This is a genomic window from Mesorhizobium sp. M0904 (genome assembly GCF_040319475.1).
GTDB lineage: Bacteria > Pseudomonadota > Alphaproteobacteria > Rhizobiales > Rhizobiaceae > Mesorhizobium.
In genome coordinates, this window is record NZ_JAMYOC010000018.1 from 104,374 (window position 1) to 122,244 (window position 17,871).

A 17,871-nucleotide genomic window follows, 5' to 3' on the forward strand; every position below is an offset into this window, starting at 1 on the left:
CCATCCGCTGGATCGAGGATTTTCGCAGCATCTTGCTGCGGTTGCTTGTCGCCGTCGCCGGCGCCGAAGCTTTCCGGGGACGAACGGCAACTTGCCTTGCTGGCGTCGCAGGCAACACTTACATTACGCGCAACAATCGACGAGAGTTCATGCCACAATCCATGGCTGCTCCCCGCAGAGGCTTTTCATGATCACCAAGCACGCGCCTGTTCTCATCATCGGCTCCGGCCCCGCCGGCTATACGGCGGCAATCTATGCCGCCCGCGCCATGCTCAAGCCAATGCTGGTCGCCGGCCTGCAGCAGGGCGGGCAACTGATGATCACCACCGACGTCGAAAACTATCCGGGCTTCGCCGAACCGATCCAGGGTCCATGGCTGATGAGCGAAATGCTCAGGCAGGCCGAGCATGTCGGCACCGACATCGTCAACGACATCATCACCGAGGTCGACCTGAACGTGCGGCCGTTCCGCGCCAAGGGCGATTCCGGCACGATCTATACCGCCGACGCGCTGATCATCGCCACCGGCGCGCAGGCGAAATGGCTGGGCATTCCGAGCGAACAGACCTTCATGGGTTTTGGCGTCTCCGCCTGCGCCACCTGCGACGGCTTCTTCTATCGCGGCAAGGATGTCGCGGTGATCGGCGGCGGCAATTCGGCTGTGGAGGAAGCGCTCTATCTCTCCAACCTGGCCAAGAGCGTCACCGTTATCCACAGGCGCAGCGATTTCCGCGCCGAGCGCATCCTGCGCGAGCGGCTGCTGCAGAAAGACAATGTCCGCATCATCTGGGACACGGTGGTCGACGAGATCACCGGCAGGCCCGGCAAGGCGCCGCTGCCGCCGTCGGTCGAAGGGCTGAAGCTGCGCAACGTGGTGACCGGGCAGGAGATGCATCTGGTGGTCGACGGCGTGTTCGTGGCGATCGGCCACGCGCCGGCGGTCGAGCTGTTTGCCGGCAAGCTGAAGCAGAAGCCGAACGGCTATCTGTGGACGGCGCCGGATTCGACCCGCACCGATATGCCGGGTGTGTTCGCCGCCGGCGATGTGACCGACGACATCTACCGCCAGGCGGTGACGGCGGCCGGTCTCGGCTGCATGGCCGCGCTCGAGGCGGAAAAATATTTGGCGGGGATCGAGGTTCACCGCGAAGCGGCGGAGTGATTGTTGAACAAGCGGCTGAGACAAGCCGCGCAAAAGCCTGATTTTTCATTCAGACGCCAAAACAGGCGGACGCCAGAAAACAGGACGAGGGGAAATCATGGCGTTGGATTGGGACAAGCTACGCGTGTTTCACGCCGCGGCGGAAGCGGGGTCGTTCACCCATGCCGCGGAAACACTGCATTTGTCGCAATCGGCGATCTCGCGGCAGGTCAGCGCGCTCGAGCATGACGTCGGCGTGCCGCTGTTCAATCGCCATGCCCGCGGCCTGGTGCTGACCGAGCAGGGCGAGATGCTGTTCCGCACGGCACACGACGTGCTGATGAAGCTCGAAACCATCAAATCACGATTGACCGAAACCAAGGACCGGCCCTCCGGCGTGCTCAGGGTGACGACCACGGTCGGCCTCGGCGCCGGCTGGCTGACCGAGCGCGTGCAGGAATTCATCGAGCTCTATCCCGAGGTCAGCCTGCAGCTCATCCTGGCCAATGAGGAGCTCGATCTCACCATGCGCCAGGCCGACTGCGCCATCAGGCTGCGCCAGCCGCAGCAGCCGGACCTCATCCAGCGCCGCCTGTTCACCGTGCATTTCCATCTCTACGCGGCGCCCTCCTATGTGAACAAATACGGCAAGCCGAATTCGATCGCCGAGCTGAAGGCCCATCGCATCGTCACCTTCGGCGTGCCGGTGCCGGCGCATCTGTCGGAACTGAACTGGCTGGAGACGGTCGGCGATTTCGAAGGTGGGCAAAGGGTGCCGACGCTGCAGATCAACGACATCCTGTCGATCAAGCGAGCGGTGCAGGGCGGCGCCGGCATCGCCATGCTGCCGGATTATGTGGTCAGCAAGGATTCCGGGCTGGTGCAGTTGTTGCCCGAAACCGAAGTGCCGTCCTTCGATACCTATTTCGCCTATCCCGACGCGATGAAGAACCAGGCGAAGCTGCATGTCTTCCGCGATTTCATCATCGCCAAGGCGCGCAGCTGGTCGTTTTAGTTACCAGTGCCGCTCGTCGACTTCTGAGCAACGTCGGGCGATGGCGAAGGCTTCGGCGAATTCGTCCTTCTTCCCGTCACTATACGTGGAGAAGATGGCGGCAGCCAGAGAAGGGGCAGCGCCAGCCTTCGTCGCACTTGCCCTTCGATGGGCAGTCCTGATGCCCCCCCATCGCCCTGCCGGGCACTTCTCCCCGTATGGTGACGGGGAGAAAGGAGCTGTCTCACCGGTTTCGCCAATTGTCGGCGTCCAGAAATTAGCCGCGCCAAGGCGTCAGCCGGGGCAGCCAGCCTGGTACGGCCCGGCGGTAGGCTTCGTATTCGGCGCCGTAGCGGCGGGCAAGCGTCGGTTCCTCATATAGTTTTACGAAGGAGATCATGGCGGCCGCGGCGATGACTAGATAGGCGGCGACCGTCCCGCTCGAAAACAGCAGTGCCTGGCCGAGGACGATCGACAGCACGGCGACGTACATCGGGTTGCGGACATGGCGATAGATGCCGCCGACGACCAGCCTCTCGGTCGGCGCGACCGGGGCTGGCGTACCCAGGCCCTCCAGAGCAAAACGGGCAAAGGCGTGCAGCAGCACGATTGTGCCGGCCACAATCAGCAGCCAGCCCACAGGAACGAAACCGAGCAGTCTCGACCAGGGCAGGCGATAGCGATCGGTCAGCAGCCAAGGCAGCAGTCCGGCGACCACGCCGGGCGCTGCCGCAAGGAAGATGACGCTGCCGGCGATCGCCGAAGTGGCTCGCATATAGCTCTCCTTACGGGCGCGGCCTTGAACGGTCTCCTGCAAAGCGCTTCAGGTCTTGTCCGGCATGTAACTCAAACCACTACACCCTCAGGTCAAGCTCGATGGCGGGCTTTTTGGGCGGCATGCACCAGCAAGGTCTGGCTGCCGAAAAAACAAACGCGTGCTGCACGATTCCACGTCATCCTGCGTTTTTCGACTTTCCGAGCAGGAATCGCTGCTGATTCGCGGCCGCGGATCGATTTTTGCCTTGCCGCAGGCTGTATTTCAGCGATTCAACTGGTCCTATTGCGCTTCGGGACGGATTAGACCACAGCCGGCGCCTTTTTGCATGTGAGTGTTGCAAAATAGATGCTTGTTTCTTGGGCATGAAGAGCACATATATAGATCATCTCCTGAGCGCGTTCTCCTCCCATTAGCGCTCTCGAGTGTTCCCCTCTGGAGGTTAGCCTTAACAGGCACTTCCAATCAAACTCAGCCGGGTCTTCATTGATCCGGCTTTTTTGTTGCCCGAAACCAACACTTCGCCGGAAAATCGGCCGGAACTGGCGCGTAACAGTGACATGTAACCTCGGGTAACATGCGTTGGCACGCTAAATCGGGTAAGCAGAGCATAGGACGCGGTGTGGCTCGTCCGGGGGATGGGGGCATCACTCGGACGACCCGGGCTCAGGCAGCTACCGCGTCCGAACCTTCCTCCGCCTCCAGACACCGGCGGCAAGCATGCGGCGGACCTGCCGTTTCGCCTCCCACGAAGACGGTCCGCAACGAAACGGCGCCCGAATGATCCGGGCGCCGTTTCCTTGTGTGCATCCTTGTGCTCTGGCCGCCGCAAGCTGCTGTTTCAGGCGGCCTTGCCGTTGGCGTTCAGCGCTTCGTCGGCCAACCGCCCGGTGAGTTCGGCCATGTGGTCGAAGACGGCCCGATAGCTGGCGACACCAGCCGTGGCCGAGCGCAGCTCGATGATGAGGTCGCCGATCTCGGCCTGCGGCATGGTCGCCTCGACCACGTCCCATCCCGGCCAGTCGGGCCGCGCGTCGTAGCCGAGGATCTGGCCGCGCCGCTGCGGGATCAGCGCGATGATCTTCGACGTCGCATCCGACGGCGTGACGATCTCGACCTTCATCACCGGTTCGAGCAGCACCGGCGAGCAGGCGGCCATGCCTTCCTTCATCGCCAGCTTCGCCGCCATCTGGAAGGCCATGTCGGAGGAATCCACCGCATGGTAGGAGCCGTCGGAAAGGTTGACGGCAACGTCGACGACCGGAAAGCCGAGCGGGCCGGATTTCAGGTAATCGCGCACGCCGGTCTCGACCGACTGGATGTACGTCTTCGGCACGACGCCGCCGGTGATCGTATCGGTGAACTGGAAACCTGACCCGCGCGGCAGCGGCTTGATCTCCAGCACTACGTCGCCGAACTGGCCGTGGCCGCCCGATTGTTTCTTGTGGCGGCCGCGCTGCTGCGTCGCTTTTCGGATCGTCTCCCGATAGGGCACGGCCGGCGCATGGCCTTCAACCGGGATCTGGTTCTTGCCTTCCAGCCGCTCGCGCACGACGCGCAGATGCATCTCGCCATGACCGGACAGCACGGTTTCGGCTGAATCCTGGTTGTGATGCAGACTGAGCGAGGGATCTTCCTCGGCCAGGCGCTGGATGGCCGCCGACATCTTGACCTCGTCCTTGCGCTCTTTCGGCCGCAGCGCGAAGGCGAAGACCGGTTGCGGCGGGGTCAGCGTGACCAGCGGCTTGATGCCGCCCTTGGTCGAGCTCAGCGTCTGGCCGGTCCTGACGGCGTCCAGCTTGCCGAGCGCCACCATGTCGCCGGCCTTGGCCGACGTCAGCTTGACCTGGTCCTTGCCGAGCATCTTGTAGATGCCGGAGACCTTTGCCGTCTCGCCGCTGGGAAGGAACAGCTCGGCGGCGTCGGCGACCTGACCGGACAGGATGCGCGAGACCGACAGCTTGCCGCCATGCGCGGTGTGGATGGTCTTCATCACCTGGACCACGGTGGCATTGCCGTCGGGAGCGCCGAGACGCTGGCGCGTCGCCGCGATATCGGGTGCGTCGTGACGGATCGCCTTCAACAGGCGCAGCACACCGTTGCCCTTCTCGGCGGTGCCGATCAGCACCGGGGTCACCGTGCCGTCGCGCAGATCCGCGGCGAGGTCATCGAAGATCGCGTCCTTTGGCGGTTCGATCTCGTCCAGCAATTGCTCCATCAGGCGGTCGTCATGGTCGGCGAGCGTCTCCAGCATGGAAAAGCGCGCCTCGAGCTCGCGCGCCTTGTCGTCGCTCGGGATCTGGGCGACCTCGCTCTCGGCATATTCGCGATAGATGTAGGCACGCTCCAGAGCGAGGTCGATCGAGCCGATGACGACGCCGTCCTTGCGCAGCGGGATCTGGCGCAGCAGCAATGGCACCGAGCTTGCCGGCTGCAGCATCTTCAGCGTGTCGCGCACGCCTGATATCGCCTTGTCGACCTTGTTCAGGAACAGCATACGCGGCACGCCGAGATCGTCGAGCTTGCGCATGATCAGCTGCAGGGCAGGGATCTTCTTCTCGTCAGCCTCGGCGACGACCACGGCGACGTCGCAGGCAGCCAGCACCGGCTCGGCTTCGAAGGAGAATTCGATGGAGCCGGGACAATCGACGAAGGTGAACGGCTCGCCCATGAAATCGGTTGTGGCGAAGGTCGCCTCGACGCTCATGCCGTGAGCGCGCGCTTCGGGCGAATGATCGGAAACGGTATTTCCGGACGAAACGGGATTCTGGCGGGGGATGGCGCCCGTACGGGCGAGTATGGCTTCGAGAAGTGTCGTCTTACCGCTTGCGAAGGGACCGACTATGGCAATGCATTTCGGTCCCGTGCGTCGTCCTCCGGCGCGAGTACCCATGGCTGACCTCCACTCAGGCGTTTCCCTGTGAGCGGCGGCCGGCCTGTCGGCCGTCGCGGGCGAGGCTTTTTTCAATTTGCCACCTACCCAAAGGGCATCGTCCCACGGGCAGGCCGGGAGGGCAAGGGATTTGAGGTTGAAGGGATTTGAAGTTGGGGCCGGTTCAGCCGGTGCCGGTTCGGCGCGACGCCAGTGGCGTTGCCTCGACGCGCTGTACTGCCACCGTCTCGGCAAAGCGCGCGAGCAACGGATTGAACAGGTCCGCACGCTCCCAGAAAGGCGCATGCCCGGCGCCGGGAATGATGTGGCAACGCTCCCACAGGGAGCCGTAGGCGAGCGTTTCAAAATAGCTGAGCCGGACGAACGGGTCGTTCTCGCCATTGACGACGGCGACCGGAAACGCGGCCTGCTCGATCACCTGTCTCTGGTCGGCGCCCTTGCCGGTGAGCATGCCGCGCGTCACCGCGGCGCGAAGCCGGCCGTCGGTGCGCAGGATGGTTTTGCGAAAGGACGGGTCGGCGGTGTCGCCGAAACACAGCGTTTCGAAGCGCTCGGCATCGCGTTCGGAATACGTCTTTTTGGACGCCAGCAGCATGTCCCAATGCGCGTGGAAGCCGCGCAGCATGCCGAAAGGACCCTTCGATACCGGCGGCGCGCCGGTCAGCATCAGCCCGCCGACGGCGCGGTGAAAACTCGCGAGCTCGATTGCCACGTGCCCGCCAAGAGACCAGCCGAAGACAACGGCGCGACCGATGCCCAAGGCATCGAGGAGCTGAGCCGCCGATTGGGCAAGGCCGGCGATGGTATAGTCCGTCGCCGGATCGCGGGCGTCCGACGATTCGCCATGGCCGGGCAGGTCGAAGGCAATCAGCCGATGGGCGGCAGCCAACGGGCTGTCGAACTGGCGGGCGAATACGGTGCGCGAACTGCCCGAGCCGTGGATCAGGACAAGCGGGATGCCGGGTCCCGACGACTGGCTGAGGCGCAAATCCGCTTGCGGCGTGCGGATCGTGCGGTGGGAAACGGCCATATCCGGTTGGACCTTCGAATTGTCTCGAGGTCAACATCGCATGCCGAGGTCACCATGTTGTTTAGAACGGTGGTTAAAAAATGATTTCTCGGTTTCTGCCGGGTATGATGGCCGAATCCACCACAGCTAACCCCCGGAGCCTGATGATGGAATCCACGCTCGACCTTCTCCTCTCGATCAGCAGCATCGCGACGCTCGGCCAATATGCCTGGTCGATGCGCGGGCATTTCCAGTCGCCGAGCATGTCTCAAGGCGCCATGATCATTTCGGCCGTCGTGGTCGGCACGGCGCTGTTCTTTCTGGCGCTGCTGTGGATCGAGCGGCAACCGGTTGCAGCGAAGATCGGCGGGTTTGCCGTCGAACTGGCAAGCTCGGCGCTGTTCTGGTGGGCGATCTCGGTTTCGCGCAAGGCGCGGCTGCGTTTCGCGTTTGATCCGGACAATCCCGACAGCCTGGTGACCGAAGGCCCTTATAGTTATGTCCGTCATCCGTTCTACACATCCTACATCATCTTCTGGATCGGATGGGGTATCGCGACCTGGTCGGTGTGGGCGGTCGTGCCGGTCGCCGGCATCGTTGCGATCTATGTGATCGCGGCCTTGGACGAAGAGCGAAAATTTTCACGTACAAGGTTGGCCGGTGCCTACCAGGCCTATAGCGGACGTGCCGGCCTGTTCTGGCCGCGTTTTGCCCGCAGCCGGCAGGAGATGCAGCCGGCATCGGACGAAAGTGGTAGTCTCTAAGACACTGGATTGGATCGAGGATTTTGCGACGATGAAGATTATTGGCTGCGGCAGCGTGCCGACGATTGTTGCGCCGGAAAAATACTTCACTGGCCGGGTTTTGCAGACGCCGATCATCGAGAAGGAGGCACCGGCGCGGCTACGCGCCACGCTGGTCAGTTTCGAGCCCGGCGCCCGCACCCACTGGCACACGCATCCGCTCGGCCAGACGCTCTACGTCACCTCCGGCGCCGGTCTCGCGCAAAGCTGGGGCGGGCCGATCCAGGAGATCAGGGCCGGCGACGTCATCTCCTTTGCGGCCGGCGAAAAGCACTGGCACGGCGCCGCGCCGAAATCGGCGATGACGCACATCGCCATGCAGGAGGCGCTGGAGGGCGTGCATGCCGACTGGCTGGAGAAGGTCAGCGACGAGCAGTATGGCGGCTGAAACGTCTCAGACCAGCGCGGCGGTGAAGCGCTGGATGCGCGTGCAGGCTTCTTCGAGCAGAGCCTCCGACGTGGCGTAGGAGATGCGGAAGTTCGGGCCGAGGCCAAAGGCCGAGCCGAAAACAACCGCCACGCCCTCGGCCTCGAGCAGTTCCGAGCAAAAGGTTTCGTCGCTGTCGATCACCTTGCCGCTCTTGGTCCTCTTGCCGATCAGCTGGGCACAGGAGGGATAGACGTAGAACGCACCCTCCGGCGATGGGCAGGTGATGCCGCGCGCCTGGTTGAGCATCGAGACGACGAGATCGCGCCGGCCCTGGAAGATCGCCTTGTTCTTCGGGATGAAATCCTGCGGCCCGTTCAGCGCCTCAACCGCCGCCCATTGGGCGATGGTGCAGGCGCCGGAGGTCTGCTGGCCCTGGATCATGTCCATCGCCTTGATCAGCGGCACCGGGCCTGCCGCATAGCCGATGCGCCAGCCGGTCATGGCATAGGCTTTCGACACGCCGTTCATGGTCAGCGTGCGCTCATAGAGCTTAGGCTCGACCTCGGCGATGGTCTTGAAGACGAAGTCGCCATAGGTCAGGTGCTCGTACATGTCGTCGGTCAGCACCCAGACATGGGGATGCTTCAACAGTACGTCGGCCAGGCTCTTGAGCTCCGCTTCGGTATAGGCGGCGCCCGAAGGGTTCGACGGCGAGTTCATCAACAGCCATTTGGTGCGCGGCGTGATCGCCTTTTCCAGCACGGCCGCCGTCAACTTGAAGCCGTTGTCGATCGAGGTGTCGGCAAAGGTCGAGGTGCCGCCGCAGATCGCCACCATTTCGGGATAGCTCACCCAGTATGGCCGCGGGATGATCACCTCGTCGCCGGGATTCAGCGTCGCCATGAAGGCGTTGAACAGGATCTGCTTGCCGCCGGTGCCGACGATGGTCTGCTCCGGTCGATAGTCAAGATTGTTCTCGCGCTTGAATTTTTTCGCGATCGCCTCGCGCAGCGGCACGATGCCGGAGACCGGCGGATATTTAGTTTCGCCGCGGCGGATGGCCTCGATCGCGGCGCTCTTGATGTTGTCGGGGGTGTCGAAGTCCGGCTCGCCGGCGCCCAGCCCGATCACGTCGCGGCCGGCGTTTTTCAGCTCGCGCGCCTTCTGCGTCACCGCGATGGTCGCGGAAGGCTTTACGCGGGAAAGGGCGTCGGCAAGAAAGGCCATGACAGATATCTCCAGGAAGGACCGGCGCGGCGAAGGCGCCGCGGCGCCTCTCATGTCGCATCATCTGGTCAAGCGCAAGCCCAGCGCAGGCATTGTCGAATGAGCCAGCGCGCAATGCTGGCAACAATAAATTCATCAACGATCGGTAAAAGCTTGAACGGCAGGGACCGTAGCCGGTCCGCCTGTCTCGCATAGCGAGGAACCGTGACGCGCAGCATCGAGCTTGCCCATATCGTCCGCCATGATGACGGCACCGCCAGCGGTGTCTGGGGGGTCTATACGCTGCAAAGCGCTTTCCAGCCGATCTTCGCCTTCAACAAGGGCAAGCTTTCCGTCGTCGCGTTCGAGGGGCTGATCCGGCCGTTCCGCGAAGGCGAGCCGCAGCCGCCAATGAGTTTCTTCAACAGCTGTCCGGCGGTCGACCGCCTGCACATCGAGGCGCTGACACGGACGCTGCACCTTCTGAACGCCGGCGCCTGCCTGCCGCGAGACGCCTCAATCTTCATCAACTTCGATCCATCGGTGTTCACCGATCGCAGCATCGCCGACAAGGCGCTGCGCGACATGCGGCTGGTGCTGCACGAGGCCGACATCGATCCGCGCCGCGTCGTCTGCGAGGTCACCGAGCAGAAATCGGCGTCGCAGGAAACGCTCTACAATTTCGTCGAGGCGCTCAGGGGCAATGGTTTGCGCATTGCGGTCGACGATTACGGCGCCGACGAATCCGACATCAATCGCATCAAGGAACTCAGGCCAGACATCGTCAAGTTCGACGCCGACTGGATCATGACGCTGATGGAGTCCGGTGCCGGCTTCGCCTTGCTGACCGCCATGGTGACAAGCTTCGAAGAGCAAGGCATCCGAACGGTATTCGAGGGCATCGAGACGGGCTGGCAGCTCGAGCTTGCCGAAAAGTCGGGCGCCTCGATGGTGCAGGGCTATGTGCTGGCGCGCCCCGAGCTTGCGCCAACCAGCTTCCACGTCTTCGACAAGAGCGGGCAGGCGGCCGCGGTGCCGGCCGATGCTGAGAAGGTTTCTGCGGCCGTTTCGCCATCGCGGCGGCCGATGCGGGCCTTTGGCCGCAGGGTGACATCGTGACCGGGCGGGCCGACATGCGGCGCAAGGTCGGCGAGGCGATCTTTGCCGACGAGGTCGGCATCGAATATGGCGTCTACGGCGCATTCCGGCTGAGGAGCGCCTACCAGCCGGTCTTCGCGCCGCGCGGCAGGTTTCTCGCCGCCGTCGCGGTCGAGGGACTGATCGAGCCGCATCGTGCAGGCAGGCCGGTGGCGCCGCAAATCTTCTTCGAAGGTGTGCCGGCAGAGGATCGGCTGTTTGTCGAAACCATGTGTCGGGTGCTGCATTTGCGCAACTTCCGCAACATCGGCGTCGACGGGCTCGACCTGTTCTTCAACTACAATCCGCTGATCAACGATGACCCCGCACGGGCGCTGGCCGAAATCAGGCTGATGACCAGGCATCTGGCGGATTTCGGCCTGCATCCCGGCATGCTGGTCTGCGAGATCACCGAGCAGGCTGCCGGCGACAAGGTGCTTGTCAGCCTGGCGCGCGAGATGCGGCGCGACGGCGTCCGCATTGCCATCGACGATTTCGGCACCGGGCATTCTACCGAAGAAAGGGTCGCCCTCGTGCAGCCCGACATCGTCAAGATCGACGGCACCTGGTTCGCCGAATTCTGCCGCCATGCCGCCGCCGAGCGGTTTTTCCGGCCGCTGGTTTCGACCCTGCACGACCGTGGCGCCAAGGTGCTGGTCGAAGGCATCGAGAACGCCACGCATCTGCGCGTCGCGCTGGATGGCGGCGTCGACCTGCTGCAGGGCTTTTATCTTGCCCGGCCGGCGCTGGCCGGAACGCTGTTCGACGAGGAGCCGCTGTCGATCGACAGGCTGCTTGGCAGGGACAGCAACGTCATCCCCCTGTTCGGCTAGGATATGCCGATACTCAAGTGATGCCGGCCTGCGAACGGGGGGTCCTGCGCTTCCGGTGCTCACGTACCCAAAAAGTACGCTCCGCTCCGGTTCTCGGAACCCGCCCTTCTCGGCTCGGCCTGACTTGAATCTCGACATATCCTGAAATGCATCAGCGGCGCTGATGGTTACGCCAAAACAAATCACTGGATGAAGCCGCCGCTGCCGCGATAGAGGCTGGATCAAGCCCTGCGAGGGGTGGTTGCGAGCAAGGGGAGCGCCGATGATACTCTATGGAATGATCGACAGCGGCAATTGCTACAAGCCGCGCCTTTTGATGGCCAAGCTCGGCATCCCTTTCACCAATGTCGAGGTCAGCTCGCATACCGGCGAGACGCGCAAGCCCGACTATGTCGCGAAAAACCCGAACGCCATGGTGCCGCTGCTTGAACTCGACGACGGCCGGCGGCTGGCCGAATCCAACGCCATCCTGCTCTACCTCGCCGAAGGCACGCGGTTCCTGCCGGCGGACAGATACGAACGCGCGCTGGCCTATCAGTGGCTGTTCTTCGAGCAATACAGCCACGAGCCTTATCTCGCGGTGCGCAGAGCGCTGCTCACCTTTCCAGAACGCGCGAAAGACGCGACGCCCGAGCGGCTGGCGCTGACGCTGGAGCGCGGCAACAAGGCGCTCGGCGTCATGGACAAGCACCTGGCCGGGAGCAGCTTCTTCGCCGGCAATGCGCTCAGCGTCGCCGACATTGCGCTCTATGCCTATACGCATACGGCCGAGACGGGTGGGTTTCAGCTCGACGCCTATCCGGCGGTCGCGGCCTGGCTAAAAAGGGTCGAGGCCGATCCGGGGCATGTGCCGCTGGAGTGGTTGCCTTAGTTCTGTCCTCACGCTGCCGCCGCTTCGCGGCTCGCTCCGGACGGGGCGCGCCAAAAGGCGCGACGCCCGGTCGGGCTTGCGGCCTTCGGCCGGTGGCGTGAAATCCGGATAGTACTATTTCAGCAGGCGGTCATATTCGGAATGGGGGCCGATCCAGAACCAGACCACGTCGTCGTGGTCGCGAACAGATCAACCCGCGCCGACCAGTAGCGGCCGACCTGTTTGAAATGCAGCGATGGGTGGAACGGGTCGGAACTCAGTTTGGCGAAACGTCTGTTCGCCTTTGCTCAACGAGGGCAGTTTTGCGTAAGCCTCCCAAAACGAGGGAGTGGCAAAATGATTTACAGAGGCCGGGTCCGGCCGGCGCGATGATCAGCCAAGGCCTGCTCGGCAAGCTTGTCCAGCCTGCCGCCCTTGGCGTCGGCTTCGATCTGCCGGTCCCACATGTCGGCCTGCAGCGCCTCGAACCATGCGGCAAACGCTCTCAGCTCTTCGGGGCTTAGTTCGGCAACGGATTTCTCAATCTGTTCAAGCTTGCTCATGAATTAATAGTACCACATTGGCCCAAAAACACCACGAAGGGGGACTATAGGCCCAAGGCAGCGGTTCACTGGAATCCAGACAGCAAAAAGGCGGGACAAAATCCCGCCTTCCCATGCTTGGTAGCCTGATCGGGAGCGTTTTGGCCGAGCCGGCAGCAATCTGCTGCTTCGGCTTGTCGGGGTCTTTCGCTCCGGCGCGCTTCTCGCGCGACCGCCAGTACATCCGTGACTTGCCGCGCGCCCCGGGCTATCGCCCGGCGCACGCCATTCGCAAAATCAGGCTGCCTTGCTCAGAGATCCAGCGGACGACTTGCCAGTGCGGCGGTCCTGCTCGATCTCGAAGTTGATCTTCTGGCCTTCGACCAGGGTCGACAGTCCAGCACGCTCGACTGCGGAGATGTGAACGAAAACGTCCGCGCCGCCGCTGTCAGGCTGAATGAAGCCGAAACCCTTGGTGGAATTAAACCACTTGACCGTACCTGTTGCCATTTCGATAGTCCTTTACGTTTGCTTTAGTTTGACTGGACCGAAACCCAGCCGGTTTGTATCGAGATTTTGGAGATAGAACGTCAGCAAACGCGAATATCGCGAGGCCCGGATCGATCGGCCGAAATATCAATGGACCGCATATAGTATGCCTTCGCGCAAAAAACAAGACGGGGCGGAAAATGGCGCGGCGGCAACGCTGCCCAACGGCCGCCCCAATCGCGTGAGAGCGTCGTCGTTGCGCGCCTGACGCGGGAGGATCGCGCCGGCTTCGGGCGCGACCGGGTTTTGGGGAGAGGGACATGAAAATCGTTCTGCTTGCCGCTTGCCTGACGCTGGTGGCCGCCGAGGCGCAGGCGGTCTCGCGCTACGACCCGACCCGCATGAGCTGCGGCAAGGTGCAGGCGACGATCGCGCGCGAGGGCGCGGTCATCCTGCGCTACAGATCGGCGCGCGTGCCAGGCCTGGCGCTCTACGACCGCTATGTGCGGAGCCAGCAATTCTGCGACATCGGCGAGGTCAGGGCGCGGGCCTCGGTGCCGAGTGCCGATACGAATTCCTGCACCGTCTACAAATGCAAGCGGGTGGAAATCGACCGGCGCTTCCGCCGGCGCCTGCTTCCGGATTAGGCTGGTCGAGATGGTGCGCCGGGGTGCCGGCCTCAGCTGAATATCAGCACAGCTAAAACCCGAACGACACCTGCGCCGGGGGCGGCGGGCCGACGCGCACGCCTTCCATTGCCAGCATCTTTTCCTTGGTGGCCGAGCCGCCGGGCGCGGAAAATCCGCCGATCTTGCCGCCGGCGGCAAGGATGCGATGGCAAGGAATGACCAGCGGCACGGGGTTGGCGCCGAGCGCCGCGCCTGTCTCACGCGCCAGCCCGGCATGGCCGGCGCGTTTTGCCAGTTCGCCATAGGTGGTGGTTTCGCCGAAGGCGAGTTTTCGCGCCGCGTCATAGATCGCCAGGCGGAACTCGTCGACGCCGCTGAGATCGACCGGCACGCCGGAGAAATCGATATCCTCGCCGGCGGCATAGGCCTTGATCGAGGCGATCAACTCGGCAACCCATTGCGGTTCGGGCTTCGCTGCATGTTCGGCATCTGGGGCATGGCGCAGCAGCCGGCGCTCGACCGCGTCGCGGTTGCGCTGCGGCAGGCAGAGCCGGGTTAGCCCGGCTTCGCTCCAGGCGATACCCATGTAGCCGAGCACGGTTTCGAAGACCGCGTGGCCGGCGGTGGCATGAGAGGCGTCCATGGCGTGCTCCTTTCCGGAATCCTTCGAAGTACAAATCCAGAACAATATCGCATTTCCCGGCCCGGCTCGCCACCCGAAAACCACCGGGTACCGCGGATTGCCCGGGGAAAGATGCTGGTGTAAGGACTTCTTAACACCCGACGAACCGGACCCGAGCGCCGCTTGCCAGCAAAATTCCTCTTTCCCGTCCTAGCGGCGGTGTTGGCCGTGGCCGCTCTCAGCGGCTGCACCTCGACTTCGCCGGTGACCCCGGCCCCTGCCTTCACGGAAAACTCGGCCAACACCGATGCCGGCTTCACGCTGGCGCTGCCCGACACGGTTTCGGTGCTGCCGGAACCGTCCGGCGTCGCCCAGACAGCAGCACTGCCGGTCGAGCCGGCCGCCGCCTTTGCCGGGCCGACGCCGCTGGCGGCAACGACCCCGGCCGTCATGACCACCAATGCCCAGCCAGCTACCGCGGTGGCTGCCGTCGCCATGCCGGTCACCGGCCAGACTGCCGCCATGCCCGGCATTCAGCCGGTCGCCTACACGGTGCCGCAAAACCCGGCCGTTCTGGCCGCGATCGACCCGGCAGAGGCCCAGTCGAACGCCGGCGCCCGCAGCGAGATCGAACGGCTGATCGAGAAATATTCCGCGCTCTACGAGGTGCCGGTCGATCTGGTGCGCAGCGTCGTCAACCGCGAGAGCACCTTCAACCCGAAAGCCTACAATCACGGGCATTGGGGGCTGATGCAGATCAAGCACGCGACGGCGCGCGGCATGGGCTATGACGGGCCGGCGAGCGGCCTGTTCGACGCCGAGACCAACCTGAAATATGCAGTGAAATATCTGCGCGGCGCCTGGCTGGTGTCGGGCGGCAATCCCAAGCGCGCCGACCGGCTCTACCAGAGCGGCTATTATTACGACGCCAAGCGCAAGGGGATGCTGAGCGAAACCGGCCTCGGCAGCGACCGCCTGCGCCGCCGTATGCAGCCCGATGCCTGAGCCGCGCCCACCGGCGCCGAACGATATAAGACTGCGCAAGATCCTCGACGACACGCTTCTGGTGCCGCGCTGGCCGGAAGGTTTTTTCATGCGCGGCTTCGAAGCCGTCGATGCGCTCGCTTTGCATGCACTTTTGACCGCGGTGTTCGACGACGGCGCCGATGGGCCGTTCGACGAATGGTGGCCACGCATTTCGGGCGACGCGGAATTCGATCCCGCTTTGTGTTTCCTGGTCATCGACGGCAAGGGGCGGTTGGCGGGCGCGGCGCTCTGCTGGGCGACGGGGTTCGTCAAGGATCTTGCCGTTCATCCCGAGGCGCGCGGCAAGGGCATAGCCGAGGCGCTGATGCGCTACGCGTTTACGGTGTTTCAGGCAAGGGGTGCGGCGCATGTTGATCTCAAGACCAATACCGTCGAGAACGCGGCCGCGGTCAGGCTCTATCAGCGGCTGGGGATGATCGAGGTGGATTGGGCGGGGTGAGGAGCGCCGTTCGTCCTTTTTGAAGGCGGCAGCCCGGGTTCTTGTCGCCACGGCGCCTGCGCAAAAATGTCGGAACCGTTTCGCGCGATGCGTCCTTGGGAGGCAAGGCGCGTTGCCACGAACGGCGCGCCGCCAAAAAGCACGGCAGATGGAGATGACGATGATCAGCTTTCCCAATGAATCCCAGGAATATCGCGCCGCCCGCGAAAAACTGCTGCAGCAGGAGATCGAGCTGCGCCGCGCCATCGAGGATGTGGCGGTCGCCCGCCGCGCGCTGCCGACGGGCGGGCTGGTGCCGCAGGATTATGTGTTCGACGGGCTCGGCACGGACGGCAAGCCGGCCAGGATCAAGCTTTCGGAACTGTTTGCGCCGGGCAAGGACACGCTGATCGTCTATTCGATGATGTTTCCGCGCCATCCGCAGGAGACGCGCGACGTGGCGACGAGCGGCGGCACGGCGAAGCTGCCCAGACCGGACCAGCCTTGCCCGTCCTGCACGGCGCTGCTCGATCAGTTCGACGGCGCCATTGGCCACCTCGAGGCCGCCGGCTACAATTTCGCTGTCGTGGCCAAGACCGCGCTGGAAAACCTGCTGACGCTCGGCCGCGACCGCGGCTGGAAAAATATGCGGCTGGTCTCGTCGGCCGGCAACAGCTTCAAGCGCGACTATCACGCCGAGGCCGAGGATGGCGCGCAGCTCCCCGTGCTGTCGGTGTTCCACCGCGACGGCGACGGCATCCGCCACTTCTGGAGCTCCGAACTCGGCTTCGCGCCGCCCGAACCCGGCCAGGATCCGCGCGCCATAGGCACCTGCGAGATCCTGTGGAACCTCATGGATTTCACGCCGGAGGGCAGGGCGCAGAGCTGGCAGGAGCAGCTGCAGTATGGGGAAGGATGCTGCCACTAGCGTCGCTCGGCGCCGCCCTCATCTGCCTGCCGGCATCTTCTCCTCGTAGAGGGACGGGAGAAGGGGGCTGGCGGCAAACTCAGCTCACTTTCTTCAACTCTGGAGATTGGCGAAATGCGTGGCGACGGCAACCTTTCTCCCCGTCACTATACGGGGAGAAATGCCCGGCAGGACAATGAGGGGCGGCGCAGACCCTATGTGATTTGACGCTGCGGCGCGCTGACCTACCCTCTAATGCCGGAACCGAGGAGACGAGCGATGCTGTCACCTTTCATTCGGGGCGCCACGCTGGCAGCGGCGGTGATGCTTGCCGCCGGCACCGCAGCCTATGCCCATCACGGCTGGTCGTGGACGCAGGACGGGTTTTTCGAACTCAGGGGCAGGATCACGGCCATCTATATCGGCAACCCGCACGCCACGCTCGATGTTGACGCGAAGGGAGAGGCCTGGCGGGTGGAGATGGCGCCGCCGTCGCGCACGATCGCCGCCGGCTTCACCGAGGAGGTCGCCAAGGTCGGCGACGAGGTGACCGCGATCGGCCACCGCTCGCGCGACGAGAGCGAAAAGCGCATGAAGGCAGTGCGCGTCATCGTCGGCGGCAAGCCCTATGACGTCTATCCCGACCGCGTGCCGCCGGCCTGAATGGACGGGTTTTTCGCCGGCATCGAGCAACTCGCCTTGGTGCGGGGACTGAAGGCCTCCTTCGTGGCCTACCCCATCGTCAATGCGCTGCACATCATGTCGATCGGCGCGCTGCTGACCAGCGTCTGGCTCATGGACCTCAGGATCCTGGGCGCCTTCCGCTCGCTGCCGCAGGCGCCGTTCGTCGCGCTGCTGCGCCGGGTGGCCTTATGTGCGTTTGGTGGGGCGCTTGTCACCGGCGCGCTGCTGTTTTCCATCAGGGCGAGGGAGTATGCGGCGATGCCGATCTTCCTCGCCAAGATGGGGCTGATCCTGTTCGCTGGTGTCAACTTCCTCGTCTTCATGCGCCGGGCAAAGGGTGGTGGCGACCCGGCCGGTGGGGTCACGGCCGTGCTGGTTGTGCTGTCGCTGGTGTTGTGGACGTCCGTGCTGTTTGCGGGGCGGTTTATCGGGTTTCTCGGCTGAGGCGAGCGAGGCGCTGGCGTTCGCAACGTGCGAGATGGTTCGTGGCTCGAAACGCAGACCGAGGCGTGGCTGAAAGGC

The 17,871-nt window shown here is 63.8% G+C and carries 20 protein-coding genes; 13 read left to right on the top strand and 7 right to left on the bottom strand.

What is annotated here, in order from left to right; all coding sequences use genetic code 11:
• The first annotated feature begins 187 nt into the window (after positions 1-187).
• Together trxB and NKH80_RS19895 are read left to right on the top strand one after the other, a co-directional pair.
• A complete protein-coding gene (trxB, locus tag NKH80_RS19890; RefSeq protein ID WP_254819256.1) occupies positions 188-1,162 on the top strand; it encodes a thioredoxin-disulfide reductase in 975 nt (324 codons plus the stop codon).
• 97 nt (positions 1,163-1,259) lie between these two features.
• Positions 1,260-2,156, top strand: a complete 897-nt coding sequence (locus NKH80_RS19895; RefSeq protein WP_023719100.1) for a LysR family transcriptional regulator — start codon at positions 1,260-1,262, stop codon at positions 2,154-2,156.
• A 256-nt stretch (positions 2,157-2,412) separates the two neighbouring features.
• On the opposite strand, the gene NKH80_RS19900 is transcribed toward NKH80_RS19895, so the two are convergent.
• From NKH80_RS19900 to NKH80_RS19910, 3 genes are all read right to left on the bottom strand, one after another.
• Positions 2,413-2,910 carry a methyltransferase family protein gene (locus tag NKH80_RS19900; protein WP_352704179.1) on the bottom strand — a complete coding sequence of 166 codons (498 nt, stop codon included), beginning with the start codon at positions 2,908-2,910 and terminating at the stop codon, positions 2,413-2,415.
• An 841-nt stretch (positions 2,911-3,751) separates the two neighbouring features.
• A complete protein-coding gene (locus NKH80_RS19905; RefSeq protein ID WP_352704181.1) occupies positions 3,752-5,803 on the bottom strand; it encodes an elongation factor G in 2,052 nt (683 codons plus the stop codon).
• Between the two features lie 163 nt (positions 5,804-5,966).
• Positions 5,967-6,833, bottom strand: coding sequence for an alpha/beta fold hydrolase (locus NKH80_RS19910; RefSeq protein ID WP_352993064.1), 867 nt, complete (start codon positions 6,831-6,833; stop codon positions 5,967-5,969).
• A 143-nt stretch (positions 6,834-6,976) separates the two neighbouring features.
• Here NKH80_RS19910 and NKH80_RS19915 point away from each other — a divergent pair, with 143 nt between their 5' ends.
• Positions 6,977-7,576: a methyltransferase family protein gene (locus NKH80_RS19915; protein ID WP_352993066.1), complete on the top strand. Its 600-nt coding sequence runs from the start codon at positions 6,977-6,979 to the stop codon at positions 7,574-7,576.
• Between the two features lie 31 nt (positions 7,577-7,607).
• A complete protein-coding gene (locus tag NKH80_RS19920; protein ID WP_352704186.1) occupies positions 7,608-8,003 on the top strand; it encodes a (R)-mandelonitrile lyase in 396 nt (131 codons plus the stop codon).
• 6 nt (positions 8,004-8,009) lie between these two features.
• On the opposite strand, the gene NKH80_RS19925 is transcribed toward NKH80_RS19920, so the two are convergent.
• Positions 8,010-9,212, bottom strand: coding sequence for a pyridoxal phosphate-dependent aminotransferase (locus NKH80_RS19925; protein ID WP_352993069.1), 1,203 nt, complete (start codon positions 9,210-9,212; stop codon positions 8,010-8,012).
• A 204-nt stretch (positions 9,213-9,416) separates the two neighbouring features.
• Between NKH80_RS19925 and NKH80_RS19930 the strand changes: the two genes are divergently transcribed.
• The 3 genes from NKH80_RS19930 (at position 9,417) to NKH80_RS19940 (ending at position 12,032) form a co-directional block, all read left to right on the top strand.
• Positions 9,417-10,310, top strand: coding sequence for an EAL domain-containing protein (locus NKH80_RS19930; protein ID WP_352822144.1), 894 nt, complete (start codon positions 9,417-9,419; stop codon positions 10,308-10,310).
• Positions 10,307-11,161 carry an EAL domain-containing protein gene (locus tag NKH80_RS19935; RefSeq protein WP_352993071.1) on the top strand — a complete coding sequence of 285 codons (855 nt, stop codon included), beginning with the start codon at positions 10,307-10,309 and terminating at the stop codon, positions 11,159-11,161. Before NKH80_RS19930 ends, NKH80_RS19935 begins: the two co-directional genes overlap by 4 nt.
• A 262-nt stretch (positions 11,162-11,423) precedes the next feature.
• A complete protein-coding gene (locus NKH80_RS19940; RefSeq protein ID WP_352878932.1) occupies positions 11,424-12,032 on the top strand; it encodes a glutathione S-transferase family protein in 609 nt (202 codons plus the stop codon).
• A 341-nt stretch (positions 12,033-12,373) separates the two neighbouring features.
• Here the strand turns inward: NKH80_RS19940 and NKH80_RS19945 are convergent, their stop codons facing one another.
• Both NKH80_RS19945 and NKH80_RS19950 read right to left on the bottom strand, forming a co-directional pair.
• Positions 12,374-12,574 carry a hypothetical protein gene (locus NKH80_RS19945; protein ID WP_352475039.1) on the bottom strand — a complete coding sequence of 67 codons (201 nt, stop codon included), beginning with the start codon at positions 12,572-12,574 and terminating at the stop codon, positions 12,374-12,376.
• A gap of 276 nt (positions 12,575-12,850) precedes the next feature.
• Positions 12,851-13,063 carry a cold-shock protein gene (locus NKH80_RS19950; protein WP_023678332.1) on the bottom strand — a complete coding sequence of 71 codons (213 nt, stop codon included), beginning with the start codon at positions 13,061-13,063 and terminating at the stop codon, positions 12,851-12,853.
• Positions 13,064-13,362: 299 nt separating this feature from the next.
• Here NKH80_RS19950 and NKH80_RS19955 point away from each other — a divergent pair, with 299 nt between their 5' ends.
• Positions 13,363-13,689, top strand: a complete 327-nt coding sequence (locus tag NKH80_RS19955; RefSeq protein ID WP_023719370.1) for a hypothetical protein — start codon at positions 13,363-13,365, stop codon at positions 13,687-13,689.
• A gap of 52 nt (positions 13,690-13,741) precedes the next feature.
• Here the strand turns inward: NKH80_RS19955 and NKH80_RS19960 are convergent, their stop codons facing one another.
• Entirely contained in the window at positions 13,742-14,314 is a 573-nt protein-coding gene (locus tag NKH80_RS19960) for a methylated-DNA--[protein]-cysteine S-methyltransferase (protein ID WP_352993073.1), read from the bottom strand.
• Positions 14,315-14,521: 207 nt separating this feature from the next.
• On the opposite strand from NKH80_RS19960, the gene NKH80_RS19965 reads away from it, so the two are divergent.
• From NKH80_RS19965 to NKH80_RS19985, 5 genes are all read left to right on the top strand, one after another.
• Positions 14,522-15,298 (top strand): transglycosylase SLT domain-containing protein, encoded by a 777-nt coding sequence (locus NKH80_RS19965; protein WP_352993075.1) that lies wholly within the window; start codon positions 14,522-14,524, stop codon positions 15,296-15,298.
• Positions 15,291-15,779, top strand: coding sequence for a GNAT family N-acetyltransferase (locus NKH80_RS19970; RefSeq protein WP_352993077.1), 489 nt, complete (start codon positions 15,291-15,293; stop codon positions 15,777-15,779). Before NKH80_RS19965 ends, NKH80_RS19970 begins: the two co-directional genes overlap by 8 nt.
• 160 nt (positions 15,780-15,939) lie before the next feature.
• Positions 15,940-16,686 carry a DUF899 family protein gene (locus NKH80_RS19975; RefSeq protein ID WP_352993079.1) on the top strand — a complete coding sequence of 249 codons (747 nt, stop codon included), beginning with the start codon at positions 15,940-15,942 and terminating at the stop codon, positions 16,684-16,686.
• Between the two features lie 258 nt (positions 16,687-16,944).
• A complete protein-coding gene (locus NKH80_RS19980; protein ID WP_352687787.1) occupies positions 16,945-17,328 on the top strand; it encodes a DUF6152 family protein in 384 nt (127 codons plus the stop codon).
• Positions 17,329-17,793 (top strand): DUF6644 family protein, encoded by a 465-nt coding sequence (locus NKH80_RS19985; protein WP_352704196.1) that lies wholly within the window; start codon positions 17,329-17,331, stop codon positions 17,791-17,793.
• The last annotated feature ends 78 nt before the right edge of the window (positions 17,794-17,871 follow it).